A 23,848-nucleotide genomic window follows, 5' to 3' on the forward strand; every position below is an offset into this window, starting at 1 on the left:
TTTCACATGCCAACTCTACCTTTATGCTGGACGCTACGATAAAAAAAGCATTTAGACTCAATTTTGCTTGAGTCTAAATGCTAAGATTTTTACTAACTAAGTAAGAAAGACATATTATACTGTTGTTTGGGGAGATTCTTTACTGCGAGCATTTTTCTGAATAAGAGAAATTTGCCCGGAGTGAATCCCCGTGTGATACATTAGTCTACCTATAGCTTCTAATGGTGTCGATGTTCCGAAAGACGACTCAACAGGCTTATGCCATGCATCCTCAGGAAGCGCACGCATTGCTTCTAGCAAATTTTCGTTGGAAGATGTCAGCAGCTCAACTAATTCTTCTTTCCTAGTAGTAAGCGCCGCGTCATCACCTTTGCTCCAATTATCCTCCACCGGTTTACTCTTACCAAAAAACCAATCAGCAAACATATATTCAACTTCTGCGCTATGGCGAATTAGAGATTCAATTGTTGCCGAACCAATCTGCAAGCCGAGGTCCTGTTCAGGCAATTCCTTTACCGTCTTGTGGAAACGTTCTTGAATCGCCTGCCAAATCGGCAGCACTGTAGAATAAATCATTCGGGGTTCGCTCCTTTACACCGTTTCTTTCTTCTTATCAATTACAACATGTTCGAATTTATTCGCATCTACGTCCAGATCAAATGCCATGCCGAATCCTACAACATAACGGCCATCAACAGGAGTCATCTCAAACAACGAGAAATCAAGTCCGCGCAACAAATCCATCATTTTCGCACCGTGATCGTTATTGAACAATTCGAAGATATCCTCATGTCCATCATTGCCAATGTTGCTAGCTGTACAATTCCAACGCACCCGTTCTGTTGCAAACTTATTGTTGGTTTCGGACTCGTCAGCAATAAGCATCACATCAACAAAATCATTGCTTTCCATATATCTATAGTGATCGGCGATCTTGCTGATATATATGTAGAGCTTGCCTTCCTTCTTAACGAATGGCGCATAACTAATGAATGGCTTGCCTTCATCACCTATTAGACTCAGAATAACAATCTTGCGAGTCGCAATAAAATTCAAATAATTTTCCTTATTTTTCTCCAAATCAACTGGTTTTTTCAAAATAAACCCTCCATCAATCATATTCTTGCCTTCATTTAACTACCTAACCGTACTTAATAAATGGATTCGCGGCTTCATCTCAGAAGGAATATATTGAATCTCTGAATCCATCCGATAAACCTTTCGGATCATATCCGTTGTCATGACTTGATTCGGCGTGCCGCTCATCGCCTTTTCCCCAGCCTGAACGACAACAACACTATCACTGTAACGAGATGCTTGATTAAGATCATGCAGAACCATCACAACGGTCATGCCCATATCTCGGTTAAGCTCTCGAATGAGCTCTAGTACTTCATGCTGATGAGAAATGTCCAAGAAAGTCGTCGGTTCATCTAGCAACAGAATTTTCGGACGCTGCGCAAGAGCCATAGCAATCCATGCACGCTGTGATTCACCGCCGGACAAAGAAGCGACCGTTCGGTCTTTGTATTCTGTCATATGTGTCTTATCAAGCGCCCAACTAACGATTTCCATGTCATCATGATTTAATTTTTCGAACCATTTCTTATGAGGATATCTACCATAAGAGACAAGATTGATCACCGTCATATCACTCGGCGCTTGGTTTTTCTGACTAAGCATGCACATTTTACGAGCAACTTGTTTGGCAGTCATTGTTTTCAAGTTTGTACCATCGAGCACCACTGAGCCTGTATGATAAGGAATAAGACGCGATACTGCTTTGAGCAAAGTAGATTTTCCTGAACCGTTCGGTCCAATTATAGACATAATCTCACCTTGTTTAACGGAGAAGGAGAAGTTGTTGATGATACTTTTCTGCTCATAGCGTATGGACACAGAATCAACAGTAAACATGTTAGAATGCCCTCCTTCTCATTAGGTACAGAAAATACGGTGCTCCGATAACAGCCATGAGTATACCGGAAGGTATATCTAGAGGTGAGAACAAGGTACGTCCTCCCGTATCGGCAATTAACAGAACAAGTGCTCCTAGTGCCATACTCATTGGCAACATAAACTTATAATCAGAACCAACCAGCATTCTAGCCATATGCGGTACGATAAGACCAACAAATCCAATCATGCCAATAGCCGCTACAGAGATAGCAGCTAAGAATACAGCCAATAACGACAATAATATACGAATTCGATTTACATTTTCGCCTAGATTAGATGCGACTTGGTCGCCCAGCCGTATAATATTCGCCTTGCGAATAGCGAATATGGATAATATCCAACCGACAACCGCATAAGGGAAGACCATCGATAGGGCTATATTCCCTTTCGCTGCGAGACTGCCGTTAAGCCATTGAACCGCGGCTGGGAGCCGATCACTGTACATAATCGTCAAAAATCCAATTACTCCCCCGCACAAGGCATTCACCGCTACGCCAGATAATATGATTGTAATCGGTGAAATGCCATTCCGTCTCCATGCCAGTGCATAAACAATAGTTGCAGCTACTAATCCCCCGACAAAAGCGGCAATCGGAATAAATTGCGTGTATTCAGGTGCCGCCAGCATAATGACAAGCACACAAGCAGCTGCACCGCTGGTCACGCCCGTCAAACCAGGATCAGCTAGCGGATTACCCATTACAGCTTGCAAAAGCGCGCCCRATACCGCTATATTCGCACCAATGATCAGTGCCAGTAATACACGCGGCAATCGAATTTCCCATATGATTGTGGCATTAACCGCTTTGGATGTTGAACCAAATAACGTTTTTAATATTTCAGGTATCGAGATGGGCACACTGCCTAGTCCAATTGCGATTATCGCGGCAACGATTGCAAGTCCTAACGTTAAAATAACAATCAGCCTGCTTCGAGATGTATTTATCACATGCTATCTCCTCTAGTTATTCATAGAAATAATTAGCGATTTCAGTCAGAGCCTTCTCGGCATTAATGATTGAGGTTACGCCAAAAGTACTGTAATCCAAAATATGAATTTTATCGTTTTTATATGCTGAAAGTTGAGTCCATGTGCTGTTCTTCTCTACTTCTTTCTTAAACTTATCTTCTGACGCACCATGATCGCCTGAAGCGAGTACAAGAATAATATCAGGATCAGCTGCTACTACGTTTTCCATATTAATAGGAGAGTAAGCTTCAGTAACTTTTAACACTGAAGTGGCAATATTGTCTGCACCAAGCTTCTTCACCAAGCTGCCTAAGTAAGAACGTTCACTCATCACCATGAATGAATCCGAAGTTCCGATTACCAGCATAACGCTCGGCAATTCCTTGCCTTCAGCTTGTTTAAGCAATTCATTTTCCTTTTCCAATATCTTGATCAATGCCGCATTCATCTCTTCGGTTTTATTAAAATAAGTTCCCAATACTTTAATGCTAAGTTTCAAATCATCGAATGATTCTGTTTTTAAATATGCTTTTGCTAAATCAAGGCCTTCTAAGTTTTTGTCTATTGTGCTGCGAAGTGACTCAGCGCCAAGAATCAACCCTGGCTCAAGCTTAGTCATTATCTCAAGATCCGGTGCCATCGGTGAGCCAATTCGCTCAATCGTGTCAAAATCTGCTGGAATGGGATTAGTGGACGTTGGCACGCCTACAGGAGTTATACCAAGCAAGTAGAGCATCTCTGTTAATGGAACTGATGTCGTAACAATACGATCCGGCACAGTAGAAGGGAATTGACCTAATGCTTCCTTGAACAATGCTTCATCGACACCATCGTTCTCTAAACTATATACAGCGTCAGTTTTCTCGGCTGTGTTACTTTCATTCGTTTCCTTATTTGGAGAATTTGTTGCCGCCTCGCTTTTAGGCTGATTTTCCGCTGTATTGGTCGATGAACATGCCGTCATCACACTAAAAGCACCAATAAGCATTAGCAATAATAACTTTTTCAAAATTTACCCCTCCACATATGTATGTTTTTGATAATCATTTACCAATTTAAATGATAATGATTTTCATTGTCTCTTTCGGTTATTATGATAATGGTTATCACTATCATCTGTCAAGCAAATTATTGGAAATCTTGTCACGTCAATCCTGGGGTATCGTTTTGGGTGCTTAATGAGGACGATTCCGCTCACTCAGTTAGTGCAATATATGAACAATTTTAAGAAATTATAAGACGAAAAAGAGCGGGACAAAGCCTATATTAGACTTTACCCCGCTCTTATCGTTATAGTTAGAGAGCTAGTTTCCCTTCAACTAGTTATTACTTCGTAACATCCTCACATTGAGATTTTATAGCTGTGAGAAATTGATTTTCATTAAATAGTTCATTTATGATACTTCCCTCAATTGAAAAGGGAAATGCCCATCTTAGTAGAACTACGAACCATATGTAAAATTGCAGCGCCTTCGGCGTCTTTCGGACGCTGAAGGCGCTTTGCGGGAGAAATGTAAGCTAAGGTACGAAGTAACCATCGTTTCCGACCGCATTTTGCCTATGGTAATTCCGGAAGAAAAATGCTTTTAATTTATAAGTCGATTGTGGATCCACACCAATGCTTACAAATGGAATGACTAAGACGGTATTCCAACGTTCACTTAATATGACTGAATTGCCTGGAGTGATTTATTCCGTTCCCAAACATTCCAAAGCATGCAAAGCAACCGACAGGCTCGCATAATCACCTACCTGTTCATTAAGACCTGCGGGCACAACCTGACATACAGACAAAGCATAACTTAATGCCTCACGTTCCAATTCTTCCATAACTATTGGCTCTAAAATATCTAGCTGTCTACCATAAATACTGCCAATCACAATACGCTCCGGATTAAGAATGTCTACCAATAAAGCGAGTCCTCTCCCTAGCTTTCGGCCTACTCGTTCATAAATTTCTAAAGCAAGTGAATCTCCTTGCTGGGCAGCATCTCCAACCTTCTGAGCCGTGATCATGGACAATTCTTCTGCGAATCTGCAGAAGGATGGCCAATGGCCCGCTTGAATACTTTGCTGAGTCATAGCTTTCGCTAACTGAGCGATTCCGCCTCCGCTGCAGAAGCCTTCAAAGGAGCCTGCTTTACCATAACCAACAGGCCCTGTGTCTTCCATCCTCATATGACCTACTTCACCAGCCATATCATTCGTACCACTATATAATTTACCATCTAATATGAGTCCTGCTCCCATGCCCGTACCAAAGGTAAGAAATATCATATTGCTGCAACCTTTGCCTGCCCCCCATTTCCACTCTGCTAGAGCACAAGCATTGGCATCATTTTGCAATCCCACAGTTACCTGATATTGCTGTTTAAACGGCTCTATGATGTCAATCATATCCCAATTCGGAAGATTAGGCGGTGACAGTATAAGCCCTCGCTTGCTATCTAATGGACCTCCACAGCTAATTCCAATGGCTTCAAGGGCGTCGTGGCTATAAGTTTGAAGCAATTCTTCTAAAGTAGCCAGCAATTTGTGAATCGTTTCTGTGGGAGTCGAAGGTGTTAGAAAGCTGCGTTTGACGATTACCTCTATTTCATCATTCACCAGCTTGCCCAAGCTTACCGAGCATTTAGTGCCCCCAATATCAATTCCAGCTAAAATTCTCATAATGGAAAAAAGGCCTCCTCATAAAAGGTTCACTTTCTCTTCATCAAACACATAAGATAACCCATCAGTCAAAAGCCTATGTTGAAATGAAGGGTAGGAAATAAAAGTGGCCGTTTCTTATATGGACTTTACATCTCCATCCGTACAGTTTTCGTACGATGTGAATACCAACACTTTTTTCAAGAAAGATAACTCAAATTTTATTAATGTACTTTCCATTAACCAACTAAATACGTTAGGCAATGTTTCTCTGCTAGATATTTTTCTAAGCACAGGTAACGTAATTGAGCCCCATACCCATCAAAATGCTACCGAATTAGTCTATTGTATTTCAGGCGCAGCAGTTGTTTCCTTAATTAATCCATTCACGAAAGAACTTCTCAATTTCCCTATCACTCCTGGACAAGTGGCTAATGTGCCTCAGGGCTGGTGGCATTATGAAATTGCTTCTGTCGACAATACACATTTACTAGCCATATTTGATGCTCCGGTTCCAGAATTCATAGGTGCTTCCGATTTATTACGATTAACGCCTGCCAATGTGTTTGCTCATACGTATTGCCTTAATGAGGAACAAGTAAAGGAAACATTTGCTCCTATTACAGAAACCGTAGTCATCGGACCACCTCTCCATTGCAATCAAAATAGAAAGCAAGATCAATCGTCAGCAAATCCATCACATTCGAATCAAACTTACTACAACCAACCGTATGGACATATGCCGTATCAAAATTTTAATTACGCGCAGCAGCAGCCTGTTATCGGCAATGGCTGGAGATATAGGTAAATCAATTACCGCGAGAAGGCCGCTTATTTACAAAAAAGATACTGAGAAGGATGAACACAAGCCCTATCAATAATGAAAAAGTAAATGGCTCATTTAAGAATAGAGTACCTGTCAGTATGGCTATTAAAGGGATAAGAAATGTAAATGAAGCCACCTTGCTCGCTTCGCCGGAATCCATTAGCTTATAAAACACTAACCAGCCGATCGCAATAACAAATATCGAAATAAATAACAAAGTCATAATAAAAGCTGGCTTCCAAGTTACGTCGGACCAGCTTTCAACACTAGTTCCCAATGCGGTCATGAACAAGCCGCCAATAAGCAATTGAAGTGTCACAAGCCAGATTGGGTCCACGCGGGACCCCGTTTTTTTGACATAAATCGTTCCTAAAGCCCAACTAAGTGCTGATCCCAGTGCTAGCAAAATGCCCGTTACTGAAATATGACCGGACAAGCCTCCCGCTCCACTGCAGATAATGCCCACCCCAGCAAAACCAAGAATAAGCCCCCCAATTTTAAAACCGTTCATACGTTCGCCGAGCCACATCCATGAAAATATGCCGACCAGTACCGGTTGAAGAAACACAATGGCTGAGAAAAGTCCTGCTGGCAAATATTTTAGGCCTATGGTTTGAAGTCCGTAATACAAAATGACATTAACTAGGGCTGATATCAAATAAATCATCCACGTACCTTTAAAATGCAAACTTTTATATCTAGGAATAGCAATTATCAATAGTAAAATGCCCCCCAGAAGCGTTCTTACTCCTGAGAATAGTACTGGCGGTATATACGCCAATGCGAATTTTGATAAGGGCCAATTTATTCCCCATACGATAATTAAAAAAGTGAGCAGCAAAATGGTTTGCAGCCTCGTTAGCTTTTGCATGAATTAATCCCCTTGATGTCAGATTCCCAAAAAATAAGCATAAAAACTATCATACGCTCCTTTATTCGAGTTATCAATTGCAATTATTATTCACAAAAAAACCACATCAATGATGTGGTAAAATGTCACGCTTATTTTAAGACTTCCTTATATCGATTCCCTTTATATCCACTAACCTCCGACATCACATCGCTAATGCTTTTCCCTTGTTCTCTCATATCGTCTATATAAAAATCTGCTTTGATTCTACCCTTATGAAGAATGATTGCCCTGTCGATGACATGTTCGATTTCTTCAATTAAATGTGTGGTAAGAAGTACGGTTTGATCACTTTTTAAGTTGGAGACCATAAGCTTCAAAAAATCCTTTCGAGTAAATATGTCCTTACCCTGAAAGGGTTCGTCCAGCAACATATATTTTGCTGATTTGGAGAAGCCAGCGCTGATTTCGAGCATTAGCTTTTGCCCTTTGGAAAAGGTTTTTATTTTTCGCTCCGGTTCCAGTCCGTAAAAGCTAATGAGCTTGTCATAATGCTTCCTATCAAATTTATAATAAAAGCCAGCTAGAAAATCCGCGTATTGATTTGGTGTCAGGTCAGGAAGAAAGCTGCCCTCCTCCGTAATAAATGCAATATGATCATACTGCTCTGTCACAGGCCTTCCTTCTAATGTAATACTTCCGTTCTGAATCTCTCCAATTCCCATGATTGACTTTAACAGTGTTGTTTTTCCGCTGCCATTTCCCCCAAGAATCCCTACTATTTCACCATTATTTATTGTAAGGCTGTCAACGTATAAGTACTCACTGCTGCCTGGGTAGCGCTTTTCTACATATTTCAACTCAATTGGTCGTATCCAAATCCGCCATGCTGAGGAGTCAAATTCATTGCTCTTATGTTATCTTCGTTCATATCGGTAATGAGTTCACCATTATAGATCATTTTCGATGTTTGATACACATAAATCATAAACCGTTTAGGAAGCACGACATCATACTGGAACTGGCTGAGAAGTGTACCGATTAAAACTCATATTTAGAATATTGTGTTCGTTATCGTTGAATGCTTCATACTTTTCAGAGTACGTCTCGCCGTTTGGATTTGCCCCCCGCTAAGAAGAAATTCGGTAACTTCGCTTCTCCCAGCTGCTCTCCGCTTTCACTATCATATGCGCGAATAATAAGCTCATTATCTTCCACTAAAATGAGTGCAAGACTGCTGCCTACTGCCTCCAAGCCGAGAATTTCAATGCTTGAATTGAAGCCGGTCTTATTTTTATCGAGACTTATTACAGTAACAATTCGAGCTTACTTCCCGCTGTCACCCGTTATTGCCCTATAGCCCCAATTATCAGAAAATTTCAGCTCGTATATCCCATTGTTACCCGTATAATCCGTTGTTGTAGGTAGTGTGAAATAGACCTTCTCTCCAATATTAGCAAGCCCATATTCAAGATGATTTGTATAGGTGAAGGAATTATCATTATCGTTCTCATTCAGGCTAGATTTTTGATAGTTAACTGGCAGATTTACGGTTGCAGTGCCAGCTGGAATCCAAGCGGATCGAACTCTTTTGCTCGCAACGACTTCAAAAACTGGACCGCCATTCGAAATATAATATTCCACGCCATTTATTAATTTGGCACCCCATGTAAGTGGTTGATTCGGGGCTGCATACATCGGCTGATCGAATAGCTCCGTATTCGTTTTCACAAGCCCGCTTTCAATTCGAAAGCTTGTTTGGTGATATCCATCCCTCAGCTCCCCGCTGATCACTGCATCTTCTATCGCTTCTCTAGAACCTTGCAAATCCCTTACATAAAATGTTCCTTGATCCTTCTTTGCATATATACTCGTGGACATAACGACTATGATGATAATCGCCGCCGTTAGTGCAATTAGAACAGAATGCTTTTTCAGCTTACCCATAACTTCCCCCCCCTTTCTCAAGCAATGGCCCCATTTTTTATGAGCTTGATGCTATGCCACATGAAAAACCCGCTAATTAAAAGCAGTATTATACTGCTTGGATACAAATGACTTGGAGTGACGATATGCAAAGATTCACTCATGCGATAGCTTAGTACCTTAAGAACAATAATAACTGCTGCTCCGATGACGGTAAGCCACCAGTACCTCTTGCTCCGCTCGCATAAAGCCCCATAGTATAAACTTGTTACGATTGTAAGTAGGATACAAATAGAGGATAAGACTCCGCTAAAGCTAAAAGGCATGATCATTCGAAAAAAATCTGAACGAATAAAGGCAAGAAATAGTCCATTAGCCATGGAAAACTGCCCCTCGCCATAGCTTTCTATCTTGGACAATACGAGCTCATAACCTAGCTTTATACTGATGAGCTGTGCTCCGAAAAGTAAAAGCAGACAAATTACAAAGACAGTTAGCTTACTAAAGTAGATCGATTCACGCCTTACAGGCAAAGATAAGTACATATATATACTTTTGCTGCCCCAGTAGCTGGCATAAATCGTTTTCAAGAAAAAAACGCATGCTGCTGCTAAACAAACGAGGAATACAAGGATAGAACCTGATGAGGCATAAATATTTTCAAACCGTTCCGTAACCGAATATTCATTATAATCTTTCACGGCCGAATACAATAAATAAAGGGGAACAATGATTGCAACGATGCACAGTAAAATAATCGCCCTGAACCACGTTGAAAATTCATACTGCAGTAATCGATAATAGGCTTTCATGAAAACACCTCGATTGTATTATAGTGTTAGTACAAAGTCCTCAAAAAAATACTATTCCCAAAGCTCGCTTATAAGCTCAACTACCTGCTTGAAAGATAAATGAATGTCCTTAGCTGAACCTATGAACTCCTTGACTAGCTCATGAGTAAGCTCAGCCTCAATACGTCCCAAAATAGCATCATCAACGAATATTACGCTTCCTTGAGTGCTGCTAGTGCGTACATAACCTTCATCCTCCATAAGCTTAAATGCCTTTTGTACCGTATTCGGATTAATGTTCAGCTGCGCGGCTATTTCCCGCCTTGACGGCAGCTTATCTCCTGAAACAGCATTCTTGAGTAATATTTTCCTCTTCACATACAAGGCAGCCTGCAAGTATACGGGCTCTCTCGTATTCAACTTCAATTCATAAAAATTTAGCACGTACACATCACCTGCCTTATCACATGATTGTATTATTCCACTAGTACAAATAAATTGTAAATAAGTTACAAACCTAAGTTGCAATGCTTCATGGTTCGATCTTTAAGACAATACTTTGTCAATCGTCTCGAGGACCCTTTCTTTATGGATTGGCTTTACTATAAAGTCTTTCGCGCCAGCTATAATCGAGGCGATAACATAACTCTTCTGACCCATGACCGAGCACATAATCACTTTAGCTTTCGGATCGTACTTCTTTATTTCCAGCAATGCTGAAATCCCATCCATTTCAGGCATCGTAATATCCATCGTCACCAAATCAGGCTTATACATCTTATATAATTGAACTGCCTCGCTACCATCACTTCCTTCGGCAACCACCTCATAACCGCTGGATAGGAATATGTTCTTGAGTACTTCCCTCATAAACTTGGTATCATCGATGATCAGGATTTTGGCCGTCATTATATTCTCCTCTGTTTAGCGACTTCTATGGCATTCTATCAAACCTTTCTCACAAATATCTCAAAAGACCAATACTTCAATTTTCTATAGGATGTCGGAGTGAAGACGCCCTGGTTCTAATTAATATTAAAATTAAATTCACATTTTGAAACTAATGCGAGTCTTCATGGGCTTTGAGCGGATTTAGTTTCAGAATCTGCAGTTAATCCATCGGAAAGAGGTCACGGAATGCACTGACACCATAATTAGTTTCACATCATGACACTAAATCGCAACTCATCCTTTAGCGGCTTCATTTAATTTCAAATATTGAACCTAATCAGTCACGGGAAGGAGGCGGACACAGAAGCCCGAATATGTAAACATTCAAAGTTCTCTGAGATACTCTCGGATATGGCACGGTATTTGTATAAATACTCGGAGAGTCGCTCGGATAAGTGGCGCGGTATTTGTGTAAATAGAGGCAAATAGCCTCATCTTATTAAGACCCTTCCTTCACCTTTAAACAATTAGGCGAATATCCTACATCAACCTACAATAATGGAGGATCCTTCGATGATTCCGAAATACCCTTACTTCGGTCAAGATACTAAATGTAAGCAAGTGCCCATTACGTTTCCACCCCAACATCAAGACACACAGCCTGGCTTGGAATATATAATGAACCCTATTCCGATATCCGATAACCCTGAATATAAAGGAAGCGGAAAGCTAACCGACAAAGTAGCTATTATTACAGGGGGAGACAGTGRCATTGGCCGCGCTGTCGCCATTGGATTTGCTAAAGAAGGTGCTGATGTAGCCATTGTCTATCTATACGAACGCCAAGACGCGGAAGCGACGCGGCAGATGGTGGAGAAATACGGTCGTCGTTGTCTGCTGATCGAGGGTGATCTGCGTTATCCGGATTTCTCTATTGAAGCAGTTCGAAGAACAGTAGAGCATTTTGGAAAAATAAATATTTTAGTACTTAATCAAGCAGTCCAGTTTCCTCAGAAGTGCATTATGGACATCACAAACGAACAGCTGGAAGATACTTATCGTACAAATATTTTTCCTCACTTTTATATGACTAAAGCTGCACTTCCTTATCTTTGTTCGGGCAGCTCTATAATTAGTACAGCATCCGTAACCGCTTATGCGGGGGCACCGCTTTTGGTCGATTATTCTTCAACAAAGGGAGCTGTTGTCTCTTTTACCCGTTCCTTATCCCTACAATTAGTAAGTTGTGGAATACGCGTCAACGCTGTAGCACCAGGACCAATATGGACGCCGTTGATCGTCTCCAGCTATTCAGCGGAATATGTGAAAACCTTTGGTTTAGAGACGCCTATGAAACGAGCAGGACAGCCGTTCGAGCTCGCTCCGACATACATTTATTTGGCTTCGGACGATTCGTCTTTCGTTACAGGTCAGGTTCTGCATGTCAATGGTGGTGTCATGACGGAAACCTAATAGACGAGAAACGGTGTTAGTTAAGTAACGAAAAGACCTCCCGCCTAATGAATACAGGCGAAAGGTCTTTTCGTAATAAGGGAAACTCTATTGTTGTTTTGCACGAAGCATTTGTTGCAGCAGTTGTTCTACATCTTTCTCGGGAAAAGCTGCTAATAACGTTTCTTTAAAGGTTCCTTGTGCTTTGTCGATCTTGTCTTGACCTATCTGCGTCAAAGAGGTATAAATGCTTCTGCGATCATTATCGCATGCATGTCTTTGCAAAGCTCCACAGCCTTTTGCTTCAAATCGGCTGACAAGTCTAGATAAAGCGCTCTGGCTTAAACCAACCAATGACTCCAACTCTTGCAATTTCAGCTTTTTCTCAGATGCCTCAGACAAAAATAACAACAAATAAAACTCTTTTAAAGATAAGTCATGGTTCTCTTGCAATTTAACTTCTAACTCATTCGATACGCTCATTTGTATATGCGATAATGTCAACCAGTTAGTTATAAGGTCATTGTTAAGGATATTTTTCATCTTACAATTCCTCTCCAAAGCATAAAGCCGTTGATGAATTTATTGATCTTTCCTTATGATAGTATAACATTAGAATAATCAATAAACGACTACACCTTTATGTTTTCATAACTCGCATAAACACAATACCGATTTACTATTACTTATCTTTTAGTTCTGGGAAATCCTAATCCATATTGTTTTGGAATATCTGTTTCTTTACCAAGTTGAACTGCAGCCTCCAACGCCCAATAAGGATTTCTCAGCATTCCCCTTCCTACCGCAACGAGGTCGGCTTCTTCATTGCCGATCACTGAATTCGCAAGCACCGGTTCATCCAATCTTCCGACCGCAATCACAGGTACATTCAAGTTCTGCTTAAACTCCCTAGCCAATGGAACTTGATAAGCTGCATGTGTGCCTGGCTTCCCAGCAGCTGCAATAGGCCCTTCGCCGCCTGCGCTGATATGGAAAATATCTGCTCCCGCTTCCTTGTACGCCTTTCCGAGCATCAAACTCTCGTTAATGCCATATCCGCCTTCTACATATTCCTTAGCGGAAATACGCATGATTAATGGCATATCTGCAGGCATTTCACTTTTGGCCGCAAGAATGACTTCTTTACCGAATAAGGTTAGATCTTGACCATATTCATCGGTTCTGCGGTTTGTTATAGGCGAATGAAACTGATGAATGAGATAACCATGTGCCCCATGAAGCTCAATGACATCAATTCCCGCTTTGATAGCACGTTGTACACCCAAACGGAATTTCTCGACCATTCCTTTCACTTCTTCAGTCATTAGTTCCCTAGGCGTTTTAGAATCAGAGTTAAACGGAATGGCAGATGGAGCTACAGGAACTGCTGCATCTTCCGCTTTGCGTCCCGCATGGGCAATTTGTATGCCCACTTTAGCGCCATAGGAATGGCAAGCCTCAACAATTTTTGCCAACGCTGGAATCTGATCATCGGACCAAATTCCTAAATCATAATCAGAAATACGGCCATCAGGCTCAACGTCTGTCATTTCAATAATAATTAAACCCGCTCCACCGATTGCTCGACTCACATAATGTATATAATGCCAATCAGTAGCGATTCCATCTTTATTCGTTACAGAATATTGGCACATCGGAGGCATTACCACACGATTTTTCAGTTTTAGCCCCATCATTTCATAAGGTGTAAATAAATCCTTCATGATATCTCTCCTCTTTATAAAAGATCTATATTCAGTATGCTCATGTACACTAAAAGTCAATAAAATATTAAATGCATGCACATGCATATATTATAATATATTAAAAGTGGAGGCAGCTGTCAACCATAAATAAGTTCCTGTTCGAAGCGAAGAAATATGAATATGATGAAATGGCTTAATATAAAAAGTGAAAATCCGAACGTCTATAATCTCGTTCGGATTTTCTGCATTTAGCCCTCTCATTTATTTAGCTAGCTCTAACCTCAGATTTCACTACTACTTCAGTGTTATTAATTTGTAGCTGCACACCGATCATAACCATAATTACAACGAGCATAGTCACAAGAGCAGGTGTAAAACTTCCCATTTGGTCATATATCAAACCAATAACAAGTGGCCCCATTGCACCTATAATATATCCACCACTCTGGGTCATCGCCGACCACGCCCCTGCTTCTTCAGCTGTTTTCGTTTCAACAATCGGCAGCATTAAAGCAAGCGGGAATAAACCACCTGCACCTATGCCAAGGCATATTACGGCAGGCATCATGGGCAGATGCAGCAAAAGCATAATAATACCAACAAGTTCAAATAAACTGCAAAGCACTAGAAACAGTTTACGATTGCCAAATCGAGTTACTATTGATGGCAGCGTCATAGCTACCGGTATTTGCACGATTGTAAAAATGGTAAGCAGCATAGCAGCACTTGATTTACTATAGCCGAAGTTATGGGCAATTGGAGAAATCCAAGCTGTTACGGAATAAAACATACTCGACATTAACCCAAAAAACAGGGTCATCTTAAGTGCTTTCTTATTGTGAATAGGAAGCTTGGAACGTGCTGTGCCTCCCGCTATTTCCTTGCGTTTAATAAGCCCTGCCCAAATAATTAAGGCAACTAACCCCATTAATGCCCAGCAAGCAAGTGTTAAGGACAGGCTGTGATTTGTCCGTGTATAAATTGGAATGGAAAACGCCGAAGCTATTCCTGCACCTACTGTCATCGATACAGAATACACGCTCACAACTCCCGGATTTTTTGGGAAATACTTTTTGATGAATCCTGACAACAATGGTCCAGCTATACTGATGCCCGTACCTGCAATAACAGCGGTTATAATCAGCATAGCTCCCGAACTTCCAACTCCTCGTAAAGCAGTTGCGACCGTAATAAGAATTAATGCTATAAAAATAGTACGTTCTAGCCCTAATCGATCCCGAATGCTAGTCGCCATAACAGCAAACACGCCCATACATAATACCGGGAGCGTAGTCAATAAGCTTGCCGTTAGGCCGCTCATACCTAAACTTGCTTGTATTGTCTCCAATAAGGGAGCAACGGATGTAATGGCCGGTCTCAAATTCAATGCCGCCAAAAAAATAGCAAGTAATAAGTAAAATTTTCGCATCAGTGTCACTCCTCTATTCTTTCATTCTAAGTCACTTGAGTATAGAGGCTGACCCAACATTGATCAATACTATCATTTCTATTATAATAATAGTAATTAACTATTATATTAGGAGTATTTAAATGGACACACGACATATACACTATTTTTTAGCCGTTTGCGAGCATCTTCATTTTACGAAAGCAGCCAATGAACTTGGTATCAGTCAACCAACGTTAAGCCAGCAAATTCGTGTACTAGAAGACGAGCTTGGAACGCCGCTTTTTGACCGAGTAGGCAAAAAAATTGTTTTAACAGAAGCTGGGTCATTGCTGCGCGTGCATGGAGGGAAAATGCTTCAAGCAGAGCAGGATGCAAAAAAAAGTATACTTGAGCTCTCTTCAGGAGACCGAGGAACTATCCGTCTCGGAGTTCTCCCTTCAGATTTGGATTTCCAACTAGTACCCTTGTTTATTCATTTTCATCAGAAATTTCCTGCTGTACAGCTTCAAGCCTTTTCGACTCTCCGTATCCAAGAAGAGGTTCTCGGTAATAAGGTGGATATTGGCATTGGACTAAGAAGTACATCGGACACTCGATTAGTACAAGTACCTCTTGGTTCGGAACCTTATCATTTGCTTGTTTCCACCACAAATTCGCTAGCTGACAAGAAGGAAATAACGCTTCATGAATTAGAGCATCTTCCCATTGTTATGTATCCAAGAGGCTTTCTTGGTCGGGAACTTGTTGAGGACATCTGCAGAGAGCATGGTTTTGCTTTAACGACTGTAATGGAAACAAGTACAGCTACTTCGCTTCTTCAACTCGTCCGTGCTGGTATAGGCGCTACGATTCAGCCTAGGAATGTGCTGAAAGGTTTACCGAATCACGATGATATCGTATCCATTCCTATTACTGAACATACGCCATTTCGCCATTTAGAGCTTGTATATCGTTCCGACCGTTTTATAAGCCATGCCCAAAAACAGCTGGCAGAATGGCTCAGCGATTTTTTCCACTCCTATTTCGCTGATATCCTGCCTCTCAAAAGCAAATAAACAAAATACGGGGCACCGATCAACGATGTAATAATACCTACAGGAATTTCTATCGGCGGCATTACAATACGTCCCACCGTGTCGGCAAGAACAACTAAAGCTGCCCCTAGTACAGCTGAAGTGGGCAAGCTCAGACGAAAGTCAGATCCGACCAATAATCTTGCGAGATGAGGGATTATTAGACCGATAAACCCAATCGTACCAGCAACCGCCACCGCACTCCCAGCTAACGAAACTGCGATAATAATCATCATCAGCCTTGTCCGATTAATTTTCGAACCTAAGCCGACTACTGTATCTTCACTTAGCAGAAGAACATTTAACTGACGGTAACTCAGTAGGGCTGCTATTGTGCCTACAACTGTCCATGGCCATATAAGATCCACATGCTCCCATGTGCGAGCATATAAGCTGCCTTTGAGCCAGACAAGTGCCTGCGCCGCAGTTGGGGCAAACTTCACAATCATTAATGTGATAAGAGCCTGTAAGCCACTGCTCACAGCGACTCCGCAAAGCACAAGGCGATCAGGTTTAATTCCTTTTTTATATGCCAATAAGAAAATAAGCAAACCCGCACATATTGCACCGCCAAACGCGAAGAAAGGTAGCATATTTTGTGAAAATTGAGGAAATGCCAGTATGAGGATGACCGTGGCCAACCCGCCTCCGGCGGTTATCCCGATGACATCGGGTGCGGCAAGAGGATTTCTTGTGACACCTTGCAGCATGGCACCGGCTATTGACATGTTGATACCAATACATATGGCAATAATCAGACGTGGCAGCCGATAATCAAAAACAATACCTTCTCTCTGGCTAATCTCTTCTACTAACTGACTAAATGGAATGTTTACAGCCCCGAGACGCAAACTGAGCACGATAAAGATGAGTAAGAGTAGACTGCCTACAAAAATAGTAAGCCTAAAACGCTGTTTTTTATTATTCATTTAACTATCCCCCTTTTTCCGCCGCATCAGATATAGAAAGAAGGGGGTACCTAGAAGAGCAGTAACAATTCCAACAGGTGTATCTGTAGGATACAAGACCCATTGCCCGCCTATATCAGCGGCAAGGAGCAGACAAGCTCCGGCTAATGCTGATAAAGGAAACACGACTCGATAGTCCGTCCCAACTAGTGACCTGACCATATGGGGAACCATTAAGCCCACGAATCCGATTGGGCCTGCAAGGGCTACCGCTCCGCCTATAATGACAATAATGATGCAAAAAGCGAATTTGCGGAGGCGAGCCACATTTTGCCCAAGTCCCATAGCCACATCCTCACCCAATGAAAAAATATTAAAGGACTTTGCAAACAATAAACCTATCAAAGTACCAGGAACAACACAAAATAGACTTAGCTTTACATCTATCCATGTGGCTCCTGATAGCTTGCCAGCCATCCAGTATAATATTTCGGATAAGCTATCTTCATTAAGTATTAAGAATCCAGTCGTTAAAGAGCCCATGAATAAGGCGATTGAAACTCCCGCTAACAACAGACGAGTTCCTGAATAGCCTCCACGTTGAGACAAAATAAAAACAAGACTCCCTCCCACAGCAGCACCGATAAAGCCAGCAATGAGAATCGTGACCGATACATCCTCCAATCCGAACAAAACCAATGATAAAACAACAAAAAAGCATGCCCCTTGATTAATACCTATAATTTCTGGATCAGCTAATGGGTTCCTTGTTATTCCTTGCAACAGGCATCCCGAAACAGCTAAGCCGGCGCCTAGTATGATAGCCAACACAACTCGAGGAAGTCGGACTCCCCAAACTTTATAGGCCAGTAAATTCGATTCTTCTCGATTCAACAAGTCCGACCAATTATTCCAACCTAGCCCTTTCACACCGGCAAAGGTGCCTATAACTCCTAAAACAATTACGAGTACAAACAATCCTACGAACAGATAGGGAGCAGACTTTGTCTGCTCCCTCATGCCCGAATGCAGTTGTTTCACTGCTCCACCTCCCGGGTATGATATTATTTATCGCCTGTCATTATTTCCAATGCTTGATCAATAATGAGTTCTGCCGCACGTGGTCCGCGGCCTTTAGACCAAAGATCCCGACTTACTGTAATAGCCTTGTTCTCTTTAACTGACTTTAAGTTTTTATAGATTGGATTTTCCAGCCATTTTTCAGGTTCTCCATAAACAAAGAGATAGTCAGGGTTAAATTCGCCAAGCCGTTCAAGACTAAGTTTAGCAATATCTGTTTTACTTTCGGCAGCCGTATTATCCTTTTCACCTTCAAACAAATAATTAGTTCCAATCCCACTAAGCAGTGAACCGACGAATGAATTTTTAAGCCATACTGTTGATTCATCTTCAAACGCACCAACAACCAAAACACTAGGAGCCGTCTTCATCTTTTCCATACCTTGCTTAATTTTGGACTCAATATTTTGCTTCACCTTTTCACCTTGTTCTTTTTTGCCAACCACATCAGCAAGTAGGCTTAGATTAGCCAATACTTCCTCGTAATTGTCATCGTCAAAAGCAATGGTGGGCGCAATATCAGAGAGTTGATCCTTAATCATCTCGTGTCGATCTGGATTCGCGATAATGAGATCAGGCTTCACGGATGTGAGTACTTCCAGATTCGGCTGTTTCGCTTGACCTACATTGGTGATGCTTGACGCGTCTAATTTATCAACGAGATAATCGGGAAAGCCAGACTCCCCTATCCCTACTGTAGCGATAGGCTGAATATCAAGAACACTTAACATATCGATAAATGCATAGTCCAGTGCGACGATCTTAATWGGTGTTCCTTTTATCGTCGTTTCACCCCATGCGTGCTTAATAGTCTTCTCTTGTGACGCATTTCCTGTATCAGAAGGCTGTGGTGTCGCTACTGTTCCACTAGAATTATTCGTGCTGCCAGCATTCGTACTTGAACTCTCCTTATTATTCCCATTACAACCAGCCAATAATAAAAGACTCAAAATAACAACAATTGAAACTGTTGATTTTTTCATACCAAACATCGTTCATTCTCCCCCTAAAAGCTTTTCTGTTCTTCTCACACTCACAAGTAGTATTGAGTATCATTCTCATTTGTTTGCTTAACAGATTATATACGGTAGTTTTCAAATAAACCATGAACAATTTTGTTCCGTTTTTTTAAGTTTCTTGTTATTTGAGAACTTTCATCGGGGGAATGAGCAACTTCAAGACATTGTCAATCATCAGATCATGACTTAATGCCGAATAATCAATCCATGGAAACATGTCTATCATATAACAATGATGTTTCCGTACCGCTGTGGATTGTTTCCATTCTACACTTGCTTGTACATGCTGCCATAACTTCTGATCGGCTGCTTTGGATGAACACATCATGAAGATAATGTCAGCGTCATACTTCGGCAGTTCCTCTAGTAATATTGTTTTTCTCCAATTAATCGCCTTCACTTCCTGCGGCGGGGTTATTTGAAGATCTTGATATAATACACAGCCCATATTACGGTCCATTCCATATACTCGTAGCTTACCGCCAATAATTCTCAGTATAAGTACTGTTTTATCACCTATCTCCGCACTTAAGGCTTCCTTAGCCTGTATCGCTTTTTTGTCGTATCGGTGCATCCATGCTTTTGCTTCCTTATGTTTCCCCGTAATGTTCGCAATCTGTAGAAATCTCTCTCTCCATTCCGACTCCCAGTAGGAAATAACAACCGTTGGCGCGATTTGCGACAGGTCTTTGTTCTGCTCCCCCCATTCACGATTACTAACAATAATGTCAGGCTGGAATCGAATCAAGTCATCTAGTTTATTCGGATCATAGGACACAATGAGATGGGAGTTTTTCAATTGATCTTTGAGGTGAAAATGATTCCAATTCGATAATCGAACAGATACATGAGGCGTCACTCCCAAGGCTAACAGATCACCGTTAAAGCTATGCCGCATAATTGCAATTTTCTTTTGATGCGTTCTCAAGTAATGAGCTGGGCTGTTCCCTGTTTCTTTCTTAAACATTCGGCTAAAATAAGACTCTTCATTGTACCCTACCGATTGAGCAATATTCTGAAAAGAACTATTAGATAGGAGTAACAATTCTTTAGCGCGTTCTATCCGCAGCTTAGTGATATAGGATGTCAAGTTGACTCCCTTGATTTTCTTAAATAAACGGGAATAATAACTCGGACTATAGCCTGCCATTTGGGATAGAARCTCAAGCGAAGTCGTTTTCATATAATTCTCTTTCAAGTAGTCGAAGGAAAGCTCCATCCCCTTTATCGAATCATCCGTTGGTTCTTGAATTTCCTTCATGACCATGTAGATGAATTCCATAAACAAGCTTGTTTGCCGATATTCCCGCAGATCAGCCTGCTCTTCAGCACATTCATACAATTGTTCTAATAAACGGAGCACCTRCAATTGATTTCCAACATTAATCTCTCCCTCAATCGGAAATTCAAACCCTTCCTCCTTAAATAACTGCCATTTTCCGTTCATTTGATACCGACTACTGTACGAATAAGAGATCATATAGAACTCCATCGGTTCTAGTAGCTTAGATATGGCTTGAACTTTTTTTCCTTTCTTCAGAAAAAATGTTTTGCCCGCCTCAGCTAAATGAGTTTCTCCATTAATGCTTAAGGTACCAGTACCTCTATTAACAAACATAATTTGATAGGTTGATAGAAAATGTGAGTCCAGCCGCCATTCATCCGTACACAGAATGTGCTCGACGCGGGAGACATGAAATATCATCTCATTTAATTGTTTAAATATGTTCATTGTTCATTCCTTCCCAAACCGTTCAATTATAGAAGGTCTTCCATAATGACTATTATAACAAAAAAGGCAAGCCAGAGTGCATTTACGACTGCGCGCCGGATATCCTTTTATTGGATAATGAATTTCACTTCAACGCCATACCTAACTAGACTGAAGTTACTACAAGACTCTATTTATGTCGACTAACCAAAAGTATCATAATCTGTAATCTCGGAAAAAATGCCAAAACCTTTGATTTCTCAGTGGTTTTGGCATTTGTTTCATGCTCGTATTTAGTTTGCTCGTATTACTCACGCTATGCCATCTATACTCCATCAACATTTAAATCACAGCTTYACCTGATGCTTCACTTTTGCGTTCTTATGGATCTTCAGTGCACTTCGATACTCTACCCTCTCAATTTCACAATCCGTGCCGATAATTACATCTTCTCCTCTAACCATATCAGCCATCGTGTACTGGAGCTCTACACTGTCACCTTCGATTAATCCAGCCTTAAAAAAAGCCTCTTCCTTATTCTTCACCAGCTTTAGAAGTGTTCCGGCTTTACTTCGTTTAATACTAATTACACTGCCCCCGACTTCCTTAGCCCAGCTTGGTCCGAACAGACTTATATTTAGACGGTCTGCACTGAGTAATCCATCCACACTGGCTGCGCCGGAAAGCCTTAACTCCTCTGCTTCACAATCACCTTTTACATCTAGATTGCMAGAAAAGTTAAACCTATCAATCCTTAGCCCCTCAGTTGTCTTCAACTCACCCCGACCTCGCAAGGAAAGTCCGTTAAGGCTTCCATCAACGCTACATTCGCCCGTTATCTTCATATCAGTAGTTCGGAGGCTACCAGCTATATGGGCTTGCCCTGTCAAGCTTAGCTTCTGGCAATCCACATCTCCATTAAATTGACACTCACCGGTTATGTGCACATTTTGATAAAACCCACCCGCTGACGTTGTCGTTCCTAATATCTTCATATCATTCCGGTTTAGCTCAGTCACTCACCTTCTCCTCCTTCACAATTTTCGCACCATGATATACAGTTAGCTTCGAGTGATATTCTACACGTCCAATAGAGCAGCCATTGCCGATGATTACTACGTTGCCCCTAACAATATCCGCTGTCGTAAATTCCAGATCAATGYAATCTCCCTCAATCACCCCGGCATGCAGCTCAGATTTTAATTTTGGAATCATACCGCCCCATATTTACTCCAGACGCTCTTCTTCTCCTGCCGAATAACTAGGCTTTCAACACCAATCTCGCTGGCTTTCCCCTGCCCATGAAGGCTGAATTCCATTTGTCCCGCACTGAGTAAACCGCCGACTGTGAATCCCCCTTTACCTGTAAAGTTTTCAAGCTCACAATCGCCCTTTATACTCATCATTCCGTTCAGTGTACAGCTTTCGCCACTAAGACCACCCCCGATTGTAAGCATACCGTCCGCCTTCATATTTCCAAATCGCAGATTGCCCTTCACTTTCATCCTGCCATTACATTCCATTTCCTCTGCCGTAATGTCAGCATTCAAATGCATAAGCCCGTTCCCTCTAAAATTACGCGTCACTATTGAGCCATTGATATTGCCTACACCATCTATTTTAACGTTATTATAGGTACCCCCGCCGGCGCCACTAACACCATTTATAATCAAATCTGACAACTGATTTTTCTCCATAATCCTTCCCTCCATTAAGAAAGCTTACCTTTTAATTGTTCAATTAAATCTTCAAGACATAGTTTGGCAACAAGCCTTACTCCTTCGTCAAATACTAATTCAGTTGGCGAATACGCCATAATAAAAGAAGTTACCCCCATTTTTCGCATGAAAAATAGATCCCAGCTCTTCCCCTCAAACCTCGCAGTCTTCTCATTTAAGGTTTGAAAGAGCAGTTCCGCCTCGTCCAAACTCATTTCCCCTCTACTAAGAAGGTAGTCAATAGTATATAAATGAACCAGCTGTTCGAAAGTATGTTTACCTTCTTTACTAGACAACCTGCCAAACTTTTTCAAAGTCGTTAACGAAACAATGTTACGTAATTCAATTTCCTCCGCTGTTAATGCTGTACTTTTAAAAGAAGTGGTATCGGATAACTTACCCGCCAGTTCATCTAAAGAAAGATCATCCTTCATATTTATAATGTTATGGATGCGAGCCAGTATACTTTGCTTAGGAAAGAAGGTTTCCTGCCCTGTAAATGTAGATTTACGGATAAACCAATCCTCGGGAATTAGCTTCTTTCGTTTCCAACGATACAATTGACCATACGAAATACCGGTTAAATCCAGTAGCTCCTTCTTTGAAATTAAATCCTTATCCATTAAAATCACCTCTCAATTTGATCGTAACATAACACTGTTACGTTGTAAATGCAGATTGGTGACATTATACGATTTGCGATACTAACAGAAGAAACAAAGAAACGAACCCTAAGTTCGCTTATTTGAATCTGAAATTTAACTACCGTAAGATCCTGATTTCTTGACCCAGCTCCGCTGATTCGTAAATCGCAGACAAAATCTTAATCATATCAATACCGATTACACCAACCTTAAGCATTGTTCGTGTTCCCCTTTATAGTCTCAAGTGGTTTAGCATTACCATAA

At 41.2% G+C, this 23,848-nt stretch carries 27 protein-coding genes; 3 read left to right on the plus strand and 24 right to left on the minus strand.

Annotated elements, in window-relative coordinates; translation table 11 throughout:
- Nucleotides 1-114: 114 nt before the first annotated feature.
- The 6 genes from AC1DWN_RS08475 to AC1DWN_RS08500 all read right to left on the minus strand — a co-directional run bounded on the left by AC1DWN_RS08475 (nt 115) and on the right by AC1DWN_RS08500 (nt 5,599).
- Nucleotides 115-576: a DinB family protein gene (locus tag AC1DWN_RS08475; protein ID WP_477558462.1), complete on the minus strand. Its 462-nt coding sequence runs from the start codon at nt 574-576 to the stop codon at nt 115-117.
- Between the two features lie 15 nt (nt 577-591).
- Nucleotides 592-1,098 (minus strand): HugZ family pyridoxamine 5'-phosphate oxidase, encoded by a 507-nt coding sequence (locus AC1DWN_RS08480; RefSeq protein WP_477558463.1) that lies wholly within the window; start codon nt 1,096-1,098, stop codon nt 592-594.
- A 39-nt stretch (nt 1,099-1,137) separates the two neighbouring features.
- The gene (locus AC1DWN_RS08485; protein WP_477558464.1) at nt 1,138-1,917 is read right to left on the minus strand and encodes an ABC transporter ATP-binding protein; all 780 of its coding nucleotides are present in this window, start codon (nt 1,915-1,917) and stop codon (nt 1,138-1,140) included.
- 1 nt (nt 1,918) lies between these two features.
- Nucleotides 1,919-2,908, minus strand: coding sequence for a FecCD family ABC transporter permease (locus AC1DWN_RS08490; protein ID WP_477558465.1), 990 nt, complete (start codon nt 2,906-2,908; stop codon nt 1,919-1,921).
- A gap of 16 nt (nt 2,909-2,924) precedes the next feature.
- Nucleotides 2,925-3,938, minus strand: a complete 1,014-nt coding sequence (locus tag AC1DWN_RS08495) for an ABC transporter substrate-binding protein (RefSeq protein WP_477558466.1) — start codon at nt 3,936-3,938, stop codon at nt 2,925-2,927.
- Nucleotides 3,939-4,618: 680 nt separating this feature from the next.
- Nucleotides 4,619-5,599 (minus strand): ROK family protein, encoded by a 981-nt coding sequence (locus tag AC1DWN_RS08500; RefSeq protein ID WP_477558467.1) that lies wholly within the window; start codon nt 5,597-5,599, stop codon nt 4,619-4,621.
- A gap of 106 nt (nt 5,600-5,705) precedes the next feature.
- Between AC1DWN_RS08500 and AC1DWN_RS08505 the strand changes: the two genes are divergently transcribed.
- Nucleotides 5,706-6,386: a cupin domain-containing protein gene (locus AC1DWN_RS08505; RefSeq protein WP_477558468.1), complete on the plus strand. Its 681-nt coding sequence runs from the start codon at nt 5,706-5,708 to the stop codon at nt 6,384-6,386.
- A gap of 1 nt (nt 6,387) precedes the next feature.
- Here AC1DWN_RS08505 and AC1DWN_RS08510 read toward each other — a convergent pair whose 3' ends face one another.
- The 7 genes from AC1DWN_RS08510 to AC1DWN_RS08540 all read right to left on the minus strand — a co-directional run bounded on the left by AC1DWN_RS08510 (nt 6,388) and on the right by AC1DWN_RS08540 (nt 10,880).
- Nucleotides 6,388-7,275, minus strand: a complete 888-nt coding sequence (locus AC1DWN_RS08510) for a DMT family transporter (protein ID WP_477558469.1) — start codon at nt 7,273-7,275, stop codon at nt 6,388-6,390.
- Between the two features lie 131 nt (nt 7,276-7,406).
- Nucleotides 7,407-8,114: an ATP-binding cassette domain-containing protein gene (locus tag AC1DWN_RS08515; RefSeq protein ID WP_477558470.1), complete on the minus strand. Its 708-nt coding sequence runs from the start codon at nt 8,112-8,114 to the stop codon at nt 7,407-7,409.
- A 235-nt stretch (nt 8,115-8,349) separates the two neighbouring features.
- Nucleotides 8,350-8,508, minus strand: coding sequence for a hypothetical protein (locus AC1DWN_RS08520; RefSeq protein ID WP_477558471.1), 159 nt, complete (start codon nt 8,506-8,508; stop codon nt 8,350-8,352).
- Between the two features lie 72 nt (nt 8,509-8,580).
- Nucleotides 8,581-9,201, minus strand: coding sequence for a hypothetical protein (locus AC1DWN_RS08525; protein ID WP_477558472.1), 621 nt, complete (start codon nt 9,199-9,201; stop codon nt 8,581-8,583).
- 17 nt (nt 9,202-9,218) lie between these two features.
- Entirely contained in the window at nt 9,219-9,992 is a 774-nt protein-coding gene (locus AC1DWN_RS08530; RefSeq protein ID WP_477558473.1) for a hypothetical protein, read from the minus strand.
- Nucleotides 9,993-10,043: 51 nt separating this feature from the next.
- Nucleotides 10,044-10,415, minus strand: a complete 372-nt coding sequence (locus AC1DWN_RS08535; protein WP_477558474.1) for a GntR family transcriptional regulator — start codon at nt 10,413-10,415, stop codon at nt 10,044-10,046.
- 102 nt (nt 10,416-10,517) lie between these two features.
- Complete coding sequence (locus AC1DWN_RS08540) at nt 10,518-10,880, minus strand: response regulator (protein WP_477558475.1); 363 nt, start codon at nt 10,878-10,880, stop codon at nt 10,518-10,520.
- A 555-nt stretch (nt 10,881-11,435) separates the two neighbouring features.
- Here AC1DWN_RS08540 and AC1DWN_RS08545 point away from each other — a divergent pair.
- A complete protein-coding gene (locus AC1DWN_RS08545) occupies nt 11,436-12,335 on the plus strand; it encodes an SDR family oxidoreductase (RefSeq protein WP_477558476.1) in 900 nt (299 codons plus the stop codon).
- An 87-nt stretch (nt 12,336-12,422) separates the two neighbouring features.
- On the opposite strand, the gene AC1DWN_RS08550 is transcribed toward AC1DWN_RS08545, so the two are convergent.
- The 3 genes from AC1DWN_RS08550 to AC1DWN_RS08560 form a co-directional block, all read right to left on the minus strand.
- Nucleotides 12,423-12,857 (minus strand): MarR family winged helix-turn-helix transcriptional regulator, encoded by a 435-nt coding sequence (locus AC1DWN_RS08550; RefSeq protein ID WP_477558477.1) that lies wholly within the window; start codon nt 12,855-12,857, stop codon nt 12,423-12,425.
- A 143-nt stretch (nt 12,858-13,000) separates the two neighbouring features.
- The gene (locus tag AC1DWN_RS08555; protein ID WP_477558478.1) at nt 13,001-14,038 is read right to left on the minus strand and encodes an NADH:flavin oxidoreductase/NADH oxidase; all 1,038 of its coding nucleotides are present in this window, start codon (nt 14,036-14,038) and stop codon (nt 13,001-13,003) included.
- Between the two features lie 247 nt (nt 14,039-14,285).
- Entirely contained in the window at nt 14,286-15,449 is a 1,164-nt protein-coding gene (locus AC1DWN_RS08560) for an MFS transporter (protein WP_477558479.1), read from the minus strand.
- A gap of 122 nt (nt 15,450-15,571) precedes the next feature.
- On the opposite strand from AC1DWN_RS08560, the gene AC1DWN_RS08565 reads away from it, so the two are divergent.
- Nucleotides 15,572-16,486 (plus strand): LysR family transcriptional regulator, encoded by a 915-nt coding sequence (locus AC1DWN_RS08565; RefSeq protein ID WP_477558480.1) that lies wholly within the window; start codon nt 15,572-15,574, stop codon nt 16,484-16,486.
- Here AC1DWN_RS08565 and AC1DWN_RS08570 read toward each other — a convergent pair.
- The 8 genes from AC1DWN_RS08570 to AC1DWN_RS08605 all read right to left on the minus strand — a co-directional run bounded on the left by AC1DWN_RS08570 (nt 16,450) and on the right by AC1DWN_RS08605 (nt 23,563).
- Complete coding sequence (locus AC1DWN_RS08570) at nt 16,450-17,433, minus strand: FecCD family ABC transporter permease (RefSeq protein ID WP_477558481.1); 984 nt, start codon at nt 17,431-17,433, stop codon at nt 16,450-16,452. The genes AC1DWN_RS08565 and AC1DWN_RS08570 overlap by 37 nt on opposite strands.
- Nucleotides 17,434-18,453, minus strand: coding sequence for a FecCD family ABC transporter permease (locus tag AC1DWN_RS08575; RefSeq protein ID WP_477558482.1), 1,020 nt, complete (start codon nt 18,451-18,453; stop codon nt 17,434-17,436).
- 23 nt (nt 18,454-18,476) lie between these two features.
- Nucleotides 18,477-19,484 carry an ABC transporter substrate-binding protein gene (locus AC1DWN_RS08580; protein ID WP_477558483.1) on the minus strand — a complete coding sequence of 336 codons (1,008 nt, stop codon included), beginning with the start codon at nt 19,482-19,484 and terminating at the stop codon, nt 18,477-18,479.
- A 148-nt stretch (nt 19,485-19,632) separates the two neighbouring features.
- Nucleotides 19,633-21,243, minus strand: coding sequence for an ABC transporter substrate-binding protein (locus AC1DWN_RS08585; RefSeq protein WP_477558484.1), 1,611 nt, complete (start codon nt 21,241-21,243; stop codon nt 19,633-19,635).
- A gap of 326 nt (nt 21,244-21,569) precedes the next feature.
- Entirely contained in the window at nt 21,570-22,241 is a 672-nt protein-coding gene (locus AC1DWN_RS08590) for a hypothetical protein (RefSeq protein WP_477558485.1), read from the minus strand.
- Nucleotides 22,234-22,437, minus strand: a complete 204-nt coding sequence (locus AC1DWN_RS08595; protein ID WP_477558486.1) for a hypothetical protein — start codon at nt 22,435-22,437, stop codon at nt 22,234-22,236. The genes AC1DWN_RS08590 and AC1DWN_RS08595 overlap by 8 nt, the downstream gene beginning before the upstream one ends.
- Nucleotides 22,434-22,919 carry a hypothetical protein gene (locus tag AC1DWN_RS08600; RefSeq protein ID WP_477558487.1) on the minus strand — a complete coding sequence of 162 codons (486 nt, stop codon included), beginning with the start codon at nt 22,917-22,919 and terminating at the stop codon, nt 22,434-22,436. Before AC1DWN_RS08600 ends, AC1DWN_RS08595 begins: the two co-directional genes overlap by 4 nt.
- Before the next feature lie 14 nt (nt 22,920-22,933).
- On the minus strand, nt 22,934-23,563 hold the full coding sequence (locus tag AC1DWN_RS08605) for a YhbD family protein (RefSeq protein WP_477558488.1): 630 nt from the start codon (nt 23,561-23,563) through the stop codon (nt 22,934-22,936).
- Nucleotides 23,564-23,848 lie beyond the last annotated feature (285 nt).

The sequence above is a fragment of the Paenibacillus sp. P4_A7 genome, from assembly GCF_056402455.1.

What these genes read in the sequence shown, in the direction of transcription:
- AC1DWN_RS08510 (WP_477558469.1), bottom strand. Translation starts at nt 7,275, where the DNA reads ATGCAAAAGCTAACGAGGCTGCAAACCATTTTGCTGCTCACTTTTTTA.
- AC1DWN_RS08560 (WP_477558479.1), bottom strand. Translation starts at nt 15,449, where the DNA reads ATGCGAAAATTTTACTTATTACTTGCTATTTTTTTGGCGGCATTGAAT.
- AC1DWN_RS08605 (WP_477558488.1), bottom strand. Translation starts at nt 23,563, where the DNA reads ATGGATAAGGATTTAATTTCAAAGAAGGAGCTACTGGATTTAACCGGT.
- AC1DWN_RS08570 (WP_477558481.1), bottom strand. Translation starts at nt 17,433, where the DNA reads ATGAATAATAAAAAACAGCGTTTTAGGCTTACTATTTTTGTAGGCAGT.
- AC1DWN_RS08525 (WP_477558472.1), bottom strand. Translation starts at nt 9,201, where the DNA reads ATGGGTAAGCTGAAAAAGCATTCTGTTCTAATTGCACTAACGGCGGCG.
- AC1DWN_RS08485 (WP_477558464.1), bottom strand. Translation starts at nt 1,917, where the DNA reads ATGTTTACTGTTGATTCTGTGTCCATACGCTATGAGCAGAAAAGTATC.
- AC1DWN_RS08475 (WP_477558462.1), bottom strand. Translation starts at nt 576, where the DNA reads ATGATTTATTCTACAGTGCTGCCGATTTGGCAGGCGATTCAAGAACGT.
- AC1DWN_RS08555 (WP_477558478.1), bottom strand. Translation starts at nt 14,038, where the DNA reads ATGAAGGATTTATTTACACCTTATGAAATGATGGGGCTAAAACTGAAA.
- AC1DWN_RS08600 (WP_477558487.1), bottom strand. Translation starts at nt 22,919, where the DNA reads ATGGAGAAAAATCAGTTGTCAGATTTGATTATAAATGGTGTTAGTGGC.
- AC1DWN_RS08565 (WP_477558480.1), top strand. Translation starts at nt 15,572, where the DNA reads ATGGACACACGACATATACACTATTTTTTAGCCGTTTGCGAGCATCTT.
- AC1DWN_RS08550 (WP_477558477.1), bottom strand. Translation starts at nt 12,857, where the DNA reads ATGAAAAATATCCTTAACAATGACCTTATAACTAACTGGTTGACATTA.
- AC1DWN_RS08540 (WP_477558475.1), bottom strand. Translation starts at nt 10,880, where the DNA reads ATGACGGCCAAAATCCTGATCATCGATGATACCAAGTTTATGAGGGAA.
- AC1DWN_RS08530 (WP_477558473.1), bottom strand. Translation starts at nt 9,992, where the DNA reads ATGAAAGCCTATTATCGATTACTGCAGTATGAATTTTCAACGTGGTTC.
- AC1DWN_RS08500 (WP_477558467.1), bottom strand. Translation starts at nt 5,599, where the DNA reads ATGAGAATTTTAGCTGGAATTGATATTGGGGGCACTAAATGCTCGGTA.